Raw genomic sequence first — 2,771 nt, forward strand, 5'->3', positions numbered from 1 at the left:
GTCCGGCGCACCGGGCGCACGGCCTCGGTCACCGTCAAGGTGGACACCGGGCTCAGCCGCAACGGCGTCGCGCCGACCGACTATCCGGAGGTGCTGGCCGCGCTGCGCCGGGCGCAGACCGACGACGCGGTGCGGATGCGAGGCATCATGTCGCACCTGGCGCACGGGGACGACCCGGACAACCCGCTCAACGATCTGCAGGCACAACGGCTCACCGACATGGCGACCACGGCTCGCGAACACGGGTTGCGCTTCGACGTCGTGCACCTGAGCAACTCGCCCGCGGCGCTGACCCGCCCCGACCTGGCGTTCGACATGGTGCGCCCCGGGATCGCGGTGTACGGCCAGACCCCGGTCCCGGAGCGTGGCGACATGGGGCTGCACCCCGCGATGACCGTGATGTGTCCGGTGGCGCTGATCCGTTCGCTGAAAGCCGGTGACGGGGTGTCCTACGGGCACACCTGGATCACCCCGCGGGACACCACCGTCGCGCTGATCCCTGCCGGATACGCCGACGGAGTCTTCCGAACGCTGAGCAACCGCCTCGAGGTGTCCATCAACGGGCGTCGGTACCCGGGCGTCGGCCGGATCTGCATGGACCAGTTCGTGGTGGATCTCGGCCCGGACCCCACCGGGGTCGCGGTCGGCGACGACGCGATCCTGTTCGGCCCGGGCGGCGACGGCGAACCGACCGCGCAGGATTGGGCGGAACTGCTGGGCACCATCAACTACGAGGTCGTCACCAGTCCCCGGGGCCGGATCGTCAGGAGCTACCGCGGGGGTGACTCGAAGTGAGCGGACGAGGCTGGTTGGCCGGCGCCGCGGGCGTCTCCGCGGTCGGCACGGCGGCGGGGGTGTCGGCGGCACGGTCGCTGCGACGTCGCTTTACGGGCGAGGACCCGCACCTCGACGAGGACTTCGAACTGCTCGACGCCGACCGCAGCTGTGTGGTGACCACCCCCGACGGGGTGCCGCTCGCCGTACGGGAGGTAGGTCCCCAGGACGCGCCGCTGACCGTGGTGTTCGCTCACGGCTTCTGTCTGCGCATGGGTTCGTTCCACTTCCAGCGCGCCCGGCTCTCGGAGCAGTGGGGACCGCAGGTGCGCATGGTGTTCTACGACCAGCGCGGACACGGGCAGTCCGGGGAGTCGTCGCCGGACACCTACACCGTCGAACAGTTGGGCCAGGATCTGGAGAGCGTGCTGGCGGTGATGGCGCCCCGCGGGCCCGTGGTCCTGGTCGGTCACTCCATGGGCGGCATGACGGTGTTGTCCCATGCCCGCCAGTACCCGCAGCGCTATCCGACCCGCATCGTCGGCGCTGCGCTGATCGCCTCTGCCGCAGAAGGAGTTTCACGCTCCCCCTTGGGCGAGATCCTCAGGAACCCCGCGTTGGAGGCGGTGCGCTTCACCGCGCGTTACGCCCCCAAGCTGGTGCACCGGGGCCGCGGCGCCGCGCGCAAGGTGATCGGCCCCGTCCTGCGCGCAGCGTCATTCGGCGACGAGAAGATCAGCCCCAGCGTCGTCGCTTTCTCCGAACGGATGATGCATGACACCCCGATCGCCACGTTGGTGGAGTTCCTGCACGCTCTCGAGGTGCACGACGAGACCGACGGGCTCAAGACGCTGAGCAAGGTGCCGACCCTGGTGGCGTGCGGTGACCGCGACCTGCTCACGCCGATGGAGTACTCCCAGGAGATGGCCGGCGAACTGGCGAAGTCGGAGCTCGTGATCATCTGTGACGCAGGGCATCTGGTGCAGCTCGAACGTCCGGACGTCATCAACGATGCGCTGGTGCGGCTGGTCGAACGGGCCACCCCGTCCAAGCTGGTGGCGCTGACCCGACGGGTGCGCGAGCGGGTGCGCTCCCATGGATGAGCGGTCGGGTACCTGCGAACTGCTCACCGCGGACGACACCATCGCACTGGGGGCCAGGCTCGGTCAGGACCTCCGCGCGGGCGACGTGGTGGTGCTGTCCGGACCGCTGGGTGCCGGGAAAACAGTGTTCGCCAAGGGGATCGCGCAGGCGATGGACGTGGACGGACCCGTGGTCTCGCCGACATTCGTCTTGGCCCGTGTGCATCGACCGCGCCGCGCGGGTGCCCCCGCGATGGTGCACGTCGACCTGTACCGGCTGCTCGATCAGGCGTCGGTCGACCTGCTCGCCGAACTGGATTCACTGGACCTCGACACCGACCTCGACGACGCGGTGGTGGTGGTCGAATGGGGTGAAGGCGTCGCCGAGCGGCTGTCGGACAGCCACCTCGACATCCGGCTGGAGCGTGCCCCGGAGACCGATGTGCGCACGGCGATGTGGCAGTGGAGTCGGCCGTGAGCAGGCTGGTGCTGGCAGTCGACACCGCGACGCCCGCGGTCACGGCGGGCGTCGTCCGACTCGACGGTGACGTCGTCGAGGTGCTCGCCGAGCAGGTGACGGTTGATGCGCGCGCGCACGCGGAGCGGTTGACCCCCAACATCGTCGGCGCACTGAGAGACGCCGAGGTCGTTGTCGATCAGCTCGATGCCGTCATCGTCGGGTGTGGCCCGGGCCCGTTCACGGGACTTCGAGTGGGGATGGCGACTGCGGCCGCGTTCGGCCACGCTCTCGGCGTCCCGGTGCGTGGCGTGTGCAGTCTGGACGCGATCGCCGTCGGCACCGTCGGCGAGGTGCTCGTGGTCACCGACGCGCGACGCCGTGAGGTGTACTGGGCGCGCTACCGCGACGGGGTGCGGGTGGACGGGCCGGCGGTGAATGCGGCCGCCGACGTGCCC

Annotated in this window: 4 protein-coding genes; all 4 read left to right on the plus strand. The window is 70.2% G+C overall.

The features are described from left to right. The coding region (alr, locus tag WA965_RS03470; protein WP_526447073.1) for an alanine racemase at positions 1 to 795 on the plus strand (795 nt) is incomplete at its 5' end. After that, complete coding sequence (locus tag WA965_RS03475) at positions 792 to 1,877, plus strand: alpha/beta fold hydrolase (protein ID WP_526302630.1); 1,086 nt, start codon at positions 792 to 794, stop codon at positions 1,875 to 1,877. The genes alr and WA965_RS03475, both read left to right, overlap by 4 nt. Further along, positions 1,870 to 2,334, plus strand: a complete 465-nt coding sequence (tsaE, locus tag WA965_RS03480; RefSeq protein WP_526302632.1) for a tRNA (adenosine(37)-N6)-threonylcarbamoyltransferase complex ATPase subunit type 1 TsaE — start codon at positions 1,870 to 1,872, stop codon at positions 2,332 to 2,334. Before WA965_RS03475 ends, tsaE begins: the two co-directional genes overlap by 8 nt. Next, positions 2,331 to 2,771, plus strand: a 441-nt coding sequence (tsaB, locus tag WA965_RS03485) for a tRNA (adenosine(37)-N6)-threonylcarbamoyltransferase complex dimerization subunit type 1 TsaB (protein WP_526447074.1), incomplete at its 3' end; no start/stop codon positions are given. The genes tsaE and tsaB, both read left to right, overlap by 4 nt.

The sequence above is a fragment of the Mycobacterium sp. genome, from assembly GCF_049683935.1.
Lineage (GTDB): Bacteria > Actinomycetota > Actinomycetes > Mycobacteriales > Mycobacteriaceae > Mycobacterium.